General features: G+C 72.7%; 6 protein-coding genes. 2 read left to right on the plus strand and 4 right to left on the minus strand.

Annotated features, from left to right (window positions below; genetic code table 11):
- Positions 1 to 2,471: aminopeptidase N (gene pepN / locus PSH25_RS09845; RefSeq protein WP_238658727.1), on the minus strand; the 2,471-nt coding region annotated here is incomplete at its 3' end.
- 69 nt (positions 2,472 to 2,540) lie between these two features.
- Here pepN and PSH25_RS09850 point away from each other — a divergent pair.
- On the plus strand, positions 2,541 to 2,759 hold the full coding sequence (locus tag PSH25_RS09850) for a DUF397 domain-containing protein (protein WP_030336536.1): 219 nt from the start codon (positions 2,541 to 2,543) through the stop codon (positions 2,757 to 2,759).
- Between the two features lie 120 nt (positions 2,760 to 2,879).
- Here the strand turns inward: PSH25_RS09850 and PSH25_RS09855 are convergent, their stop codons facing one another.
- On the minus strand, positions 2,880 to 3,281 hold the full coding sequence (locus PSH25_RS09855; protein ID WP_238658728.1) for a hypothetical protein: 402 nt from the start codon (positions 3,279 to 3,281) through the stop codon (positions 2,880 to 2,882).
- A gap of 145 nt (positions 3,282 to 3,426) precedes the next feature.
- On the opposite strand from PSH25_RS09855, the gene PSH25_RS09860 reads away from it, so the two are divergent.
- A complete protein-coding gene (locus PSH25_RS09860; RefSeq protein WP_238658729.1) occupies positions 3,427 to 4,674 on the plus strand; it encodes a cytochrome P450 in 1,248 nt (415 codons plus the stop codon).
- Between the two features lie 50 nt (positions 4,675 to 4,724).
- Here the strand turns inward: PSH25_RS09860 and PSH25_RS09865 are convergent, their stop codons facing one another.
- Together PSH25_RS09865 and PSH25_RS09870 are read right to left on the minus strand one after the other, a co-directional pair.
- Positions 4,725 to 5,894 (minus strand): zinc-dependent alcohol dehydrogenase, encoded by a 1,170-nt coding sequence (locus PSH25_RS09865; protein WP_238658730.1) that lies wholly within the window; start codon positions 5,892 to 5,894, stop codon positions 4,725 to 4,727.
- Positions 5,891 to 6,529: an SRPBCC family protein gene (locus PSH25_RS09870; RefSeq protein ID WP_238658731.1), complete on the minus strand. Its 639-nt coding sequence runs from the start codon at positions 6,527 to 6,529 to the stop codon at positions 5,891 to 5,893. Before PSH25_RS09870 ends, PSH25_RS09865 begins: the two co-directional genes overlap by 4 nt.
- Between the last annotated feature and the right edge of the window lie 322 nt (positions 6,530 to 6,851).

Here is a 6,851-nt window from a genome sequence, read left to right on the forward strand (position 1 = left end):
CGCAGGTCGTCGTCGGCGTCGGTCACCACCCGGCGCAGGCCGGGAGTCAGGTCGTCGCGGGCCAGCAGCGCCGCGGCCGCCTCCTGGGTGGGCTGCGCCACGGCGTAGCGGGGGAACGCCAGGGCCGCCACCCGGTCGGCCGTCCAGGCGGTACGCCGGTGCGCGGCGGCCGGCATCTCCGCGAAGTACCGATCGACGTACGCGGCGGTCAGGTCGGCCTGTTCGGGTTGCCAGAACCCCTCGGCGATCGCCTCCAGCAGCCGACCGGACAGCTCGGTGTCCCGCAGGATGATCTCCCAGGTCGCCTGCTTGACCACCGGGTCGGGCAGGGCCGCCCGGCAGTGGGCGGCCCGTTCCGCGCCCGTGGAGCTGTTGTCGGCGGCGGCCTCGATGGCGATCTCCGCCTCGCCGGCGGCGCCGAGCACCACCAGGCGGCGCAGCACCGCCCAGCGCAGCTCCGCGTCGACCTTCAGACCGGCCGGCACGTCCCGGCCGGCGAGCCAACCGACGAGGAGATCCGCATCGGTGGTCGCGGCGATCCAACCTCGTGCGGCGGCGAGCTGCAGCGACTCCCCGGCCGGCGCGCCGTCGAGCAGCCGCTGGCACGCCCCCGCGACCCTGGCCAGCGCCGTGGAGCGGGCCAGCGGGTCGAGGTAGCGGTCGACCAGGGACCGGCTGAGCGTCAGCACGTCCTCGGCGATGATCACCTCGGTCTCGGCGGGGAGCGCGGCGACCATCAGGTCGACCAGGCCGGTGACCGGCCGCTCGCCGTCGGTCGCCGCGTCCAGTGCCTCGCGCCACAGCACCGCCCTCGCCAGCGGGTCGGTCAGCGCGGGCAGCACCTGCGGGACGGCGTCCGCCGACGCCGGGTCGAGGCGTACCTTCGCGAAGGTGAGGTCACCGTCGTTGAGCAGCAGCAGCCGGGCCGCCGGCTCGCCGGTCAGCGCACCGAGCACGGTGCGGCCCCCGTCGGCGTTCGGGTCGATGTCCACCTCGTCGCGCCGCCCGGTGCCGTCCGTCGCGTAGCGCCCCACGCCGATCCGGTGTGGACGCAGCACCGGGTACGACTCGGGCGCGGTCTGCACCACGGCCACCTCGGTGTAGCGGCCGTCGGCGTCCACGGCGACCTCGGCACGCAGCGTGTTGACCTGCGGTCGGCGCAACCACAGCTCCGCCCAGGCGGACAGGTCCCGTCCGCTGCTGGCGGAGAGGCTGGCCAGCAGGTCGGCGAGGGTGGCGTTGCCGAACCGGTGTGCGGCGAAGTGCGCGTTCAGGCCGGCGAGGAACGCCTCGTCGCCGAGCCACGCGACCAGTTGCCGCAGCACGCTGGCCCCCTTCGCGTACGAGATGCCGTCGAAGTTGAGCAGGCCCTCCTCGGCGTCGGCCACCTCCTGCGGGGCGATCGGGTGGGTGGAGGGCCGCTGGTCGGCGGCGTACCCCCAGGCCTTGCGACGCATGGCGAAGGTCGTCCAGGCCTGATCGAAGCGGGTCGCCTCGGCGGTCACCCGGGTGCCGAGGTACTCCGCGAACGACTCGTTCAACCACAGGTCGTCCCACCAGCGCATGGTGACGAGGTCACCGAACCACATGTGGGCCATTTCGTGGGCGATGGTGCCGGCCCGCTGCTCGCGCTGGGTGTCGGTGACCGCCGAACGGAACACGTAGTCGTCGCGGAAGGTGACCAGGCCCGGGTTCTCCATGGCGCCGCTGTTGAACTCGGGCACGAACGCCTGGTCGTACTTGCCGAACGGGTAGCGCTCGGTGAAGAGCTGGTGGAACCGGTCCAGACACTGCCGGGTGACGGTGAATATCTCGTCGGCGTCGGCGTCCAGGTGCTCGGCGAGCGACCGGCGGCAGTAGATGCCCAGCGGTATGCCGTCGTGCTCGGCCCGCCGGACGTGGTACGGCCCGGCGATCAGCGAGAAGAAGTACGTGGCCAGGGGCGCGCTCGGGGCGAACTCCCAGCGCCCGGGGGCCGGGTTGGCGGCCAGCTCGGCGTTGCCGGCGACGATCCACTGCGGCGGCGCGGTGACCGAGAGGGTGATCGGGGCCTTGAGGTCGGGCTGGTCGAAGGCGGCGAAGACGCGCGGCGCGTTGTCGAGGAAGGACTCGGCGTAGAGGTAGGTCTCGCCGTCGGCCGGGTCGACGAAGCGGTGCATCCCCTCCCCCGTCTTGGAGTACGCCATCTCGGCCTCGACGACGAGCGTGTTCTCCGTGGCCAGGTCGTCGAGCGGCAGCCGGTTGTCGGTGAGCAGGTCAGGATCGAGGTCGCGGTCGTTGAGGCGTACGCCGAGCAGTTTGGCGGGCTTGACCTCGGCGAAGGTCGCGGCGCCGACGGTGGCCCAGAAGCGGATCTCGACGCGGGAGCGGAACAGATCGCCGTCGCCGGTCAGGTCGAGGTCCACCTGATAGGACTCGACAGTAATCGCCGCGCCACGCGCGGTCGCCTCTACACGGGTCAGGCTCGGCATCCGCTTATCCTGCCCGATGGGGATCGGCACCCGGTCACCACACGACCCTCGGCACTGGAGGAAAGAACCATGGCGCAGCACCCCAAGGGCGACTTCGACCTCTCTCGGGCGGTCTGGCAGCGGGCCGAGGGGGACACCTCCGACAGCGCCGTCGAGGTCGCCTTCGTCGACGACCTGATCGGGATGCGCAACTCGGCCGAGCCGGACGGGCCCGTGCTGGTCTTCACCCAGGCCGAGTGGGACGCCTTCGTGGCCGGCGCGCAGGACGGCGAGTTCGACCTGGACTGATCGTGCCCGCCGACCCGTCGGCGGTGGATGGCCGTGCCGGTGCCCGTGGTCGGGACACCGGCACGGCCACGCGGGCGGGCCGGCCGGCGCACTCCCGGATCGGCCACCCGGGGCTGGTGGTCAACCATCGCCGGGACCGTCGCCGTCGCCCCAGCCGAGGCCACCGGGGCCTGGGGCGTGGTGGAAGCCCGGATGGTCGGCCACGTCGACGCAGCGCTCACCGTCCGGGCCGACCGCGCCGCAGAACAGCCGCTCGGCCCGCTGCCAGGCGTCCGCCGGTGACAGGGCCGCCGCCCCGAGTGCCACCTCCGGGCGGAGCAGGCTCAGCGCCTCGGCGTACGCCACGGCCAACTCGCGCGCCTCGGCCGGGCCGGGCGCGGTGAAGCCCAGGTGCACCGTGAAGAACCGGTGCGGACGGGTGGGCCGCCGCGGCGGCCCGATCAGCGACCGGCCGTCGCGGCCTCCGCCCAGTGCCCCGGCCGCTCGCCGCTGCCGCCAGTGCGGCGATCTGTTGTCGCGCATCCGCCCTCCCCGTGGTTGTCCCACCAGCAGCAAACCAGGTTCCGCCGCCCCTGGGAGGGGCCAGCCGGGCGGGATTCAGCGGCGTCGACGGGGGTAAGCGCAGTGGTCGACGGCGACCAGCCGCACCTGCGTGTGAGGAGACCCGATGGCCACCATGCCGGCCGACCGCAGCCCGGACAGCACCCTCGCACTGCTCCGCGCCGGTTACCGGTTCGTCGGCGAGCGCTGCGAGCGGTACGGCAGCGACGTCTTCCGGACCCGGATCCTGCTCGCCCCGACCATCTGCCTGCGCGGCCGGCCGGCCGCGGAGCTGTTCTACGACAACGACCGCTTCCAACGCGCCACCGCGATGCCGCTGCGGGTGCAGCGGACGCTTACCGGTCGGGGCGGGGTACAGGGGCTGGACGGGTCGGAGCACTCCGACCGCAAGGCCATGTTCATGTCGATCATGACACCGGCGGCGGTCCAGCGGCTCGGCCAGCTCTTCGACGACGAGTGGCAAACCCGGATCACCGCCTGGGAGGGCGCCGGCCCGGTGTCGCTCTACGACGAGCTGGGTCGGTTGCTGACCCGGGTGGTCTGCGCCTGGGCCGGGGTGCCGCTGCCCGCGTCGCAGGTCGAGCGCCGCGCCGTCGAGCTGCACGCCATGATCGAGGCTCCGGCGGTGATCGGCCCCCGGCACTGGCGGGGACGGCTGGCCCGCTACCGCGCCGAACGCTGGCTCGCCGACCTCATCGAACGGACCCGGGTCGGTTTCGCCCCGGCGCCGCCCGGCAGCGCCCTGGCCGTGATCGCCGAGCACCGGGACCAGCGCGGCAACCTCCTCCCCCGGCGGATCGCGGCCGTGGAGCTGCTCAACCTGCTACGCCCGGTGGTCGCCGTCGACCAGTACATCGCCTTCGCCGCGCTCGCCCTGCACGACCATCCGTCCTGGCGGGAACGGGTACGTGGCGACGACGAGGCCACCGAGCACTTCGTCCAGGAAGTGCGCCGCTACTACCCGTTCTTCCCGATGGCGGCGGCCCGGGTCCGGCGGTCCTTCGACTGGCAGGGCCACTACTTTCCGAAGGGCCGCCGGGTGCTGCTCGACCTCTACGGCACCAACCACCACCCGACGCTCTGGCCCCAACCGGAGCTGTTTCGCCCGGAACGGTTCGCCGGCCGGCGGGTGGACCCGTTCGAGCTGATCCCGCAGGGCGGCGGCGACCACTGGGCCGGGCACCGCTGCGCCGGCGAGTGGATCACCATCGATCTGATGAAGCGGGCGGTCACCAACCTGACCGCCGCCATGCGCTACGACGTCCCCGTCCAGAACCTGGCCCTGGACCTGCACCGGATGCCCGCACTGCCGCCCCTCGGCCTGACCCTCACCAACGTCCGCCGCACCGGCTGACCCCCGCCCCGCCGACAGCGGTGACCGGCGAGGCGGGTGTGCCCAGCCCGTCAGGGATGCAGGACGCTGCGCAGACAGCCGTCTTCCTTCTTCTCGAACAGCTCGTACCCCTGGGCGCCCTGCTCCAGGGAGAGCGGGTGGGTGGCCAGATAACCGGGATCGATCTCGCCGGTGGCCAGCCGGTCGAGCAGCATCGGGATGTAGCGCTGCGCGTGCATCTGCCCCATCCGCAGCACCAGTGCCTTGTTCATGGCCGCGCCGAGCGGAAACTTGTCGACCAGACCTGCGTACACACCGACGATGCTCACCGTGCCGCCCTTGCGGCAGGCCATGATCGCCTGACGGACCGAGGTCGGACGGTCGGTCTGCAACCGCGCGGCCTGCTTCACCCGGTCGTACGCGTAGGTCGGCCCCACGTCGTGCGACTCCATCCCGACGGCCTCGATGCAGGCGTCCGGCCCGCGCCCGGCGGTCAGCTCGCGCAGCGCCTCCAGCACGTCGGTCTCCGCGTAGTTGATCGTCTCGACCCCGATCCGTTCGGTGGCGGTGGCGAGCCGATCCGGAAATCGGTCGATCATGATGACCCGCTCGGCGCCCAGGACTTGCGCCGAACGGGCTGCCATCTGACCGACGCCACCGGCACCCCAGACGGCCACCACCTCGCCGCCGGTGAGCCCGCAGAAGTCCGCCGCCATCCACCCGGTGGGCATCGCGTCGGAGGCGAACACCACCGAGTCGTCCGGCACCCCGTCGGGTACGGCGAAGGCGCCGAGGTCGCCGAACGGCACCCGGATGTACTCGGCGTGTGATCCGGCGTAGCCACCGGCGGCGTGCGAGTAGCCCAGGATGCCGGCCGGCGAGTGCCCCCACAGCTTCTCGGTGAACACCGGTTGCGGATTGGAGTTGTCGCAGAGCGAGTACTGCTCGGTCCGGCAGTACCAACAGCCACCGCAGGCGACCACCGACCCCACCACCACCCGGTCGCCGACCCGGTGCCGCCGTACGCCGGGGCCGGTCTCCACCACCTCGCCCATGAACTCGTGGCCGAGGATGTCCCCCTCCCGCATCGCCGGCAGGTACCCGTTGATCAGGTGCAGGTCGGAGCCGCAGACGCTGCTGGCCCGGACCCGGACGATGATGTCTCCCTCGGCGCGGATCCGGGGCTCCGGCACGTCGCGGACAACCAGCTTGCCGACGCCTTCCCAGCAGAGCGCCCTCACGCCCGTCCTCCCGTCATCAACGTCTCCCGCACCTTGTCGGTCGCCTTCTCCTGGCCAGGGCTCCGGCCGGACGGGTCGTTCCGGGTGTCCACCACCTGGCCACACTCGATCAGCGCCTTCACCCGCCGCAGCGCGTCCCGCAGCGCCAGGTCCGGCTCGTCGCCGCCGACCAGGCCGGCCAACCGACGCACCGGCCCGGAGCGGTAGCGCAGCTCGGCCCGGATCTCGGTGCCCCGCCCCTGCGGGGCTTCGGCCAGCTCGATCCGCCCCAGCTGCGGCATCGGCCCGTCCTCGACCCGCCACCGCAGGGTGCCCGCCTCCTCCACGGTGATCTCGGCCCGCCACTGCGTCTCACCGCCGGCCCGGTCGCGGGCCACGCACCGCCAACGCCGCTCGTCGAGCTGCTCCAGCGTGGCCCACCCGGCCAGCGCGCGGTCCAGCCGTTCACGATCGGTCCAGAAGCCGATCACGTCGTCTCGAGACCGGTCCACGGTCACCCCGCGACGCACCACGTACCAGCCGTCCTGCCGCTCCGGCTGATGCCGACGCCGACGGCGCGCCGCCGCCCGGCCCACGCCGACCGCCGTCGCCGCGGTGACGCCCAGCAGCGCCCACCTGGTTCCGTTGTTGGTCATCACGTCTCTCTCCTCCACCCGGACAACCGGGCATGGACAGCTCTTAGGGCAGCGCTACCCGCGGCCCGGCAGTCGAAACGACCCGCTGTTTGATCGACGGAAATGCGGGCAGATGCTGCTCAACACCGACCGCGAACCTGTCCGCCACGGAGTTGTGATGTCCTCGTTCAGCCCTACCGGAGACGTCCGGCCCGCCGCACGCCGGTCGGAGGTCGATCACGAGGGCGCCGGCACGTCGCCGGTCCGCCTACCGATGACGTACGTGCTGCCGCTGCGCTGGCACGCCGACACCGGCCTGGCCGAGCTGACCGACTACCTGCGC

It is taken from the genome of Micromonospora foliorum (assembly GCF_022229015.1).
In the GTDB taxonomy this organism is placed as follows: domain Bacteria; phylum Actinomycetota; class Actinomycetes; order Mycobacteriales; family Micromonosporaceae; genus Micromonospora; species Micromonospora foliorum.

Coding starts and splice junctions, on each gene's coding strand:
- PSH25_RS09850 (WP_030336536.1), top strand. CDS start 2,541: ATGGCGCAGCACCCCAAGGGCGACTTCGACCTCTCTCGGGCGGTCTGG.
- PSH25_RS09855 (WP_238658728.1), bottom strand. CDS start 3,281: ATGCGCGACAACAGATCGCCGCACTGGCGGCAGCGGCGAGCGGCCGGG.
- PSH25_RS09860 (WP_238658729.1), top strand. CDS start 3,427: ATGGCCACCATGCCGGCCGACCGCAGCCCGGACAGCACCCTCGCACTG.
- PSH25_RS09870 (WP_238658731.1), bottom strand. CDS start 6,529: ATGACCAACAACGGAACCAGGTGGGCGCTGCTGGGCGTCACCGCGGCG.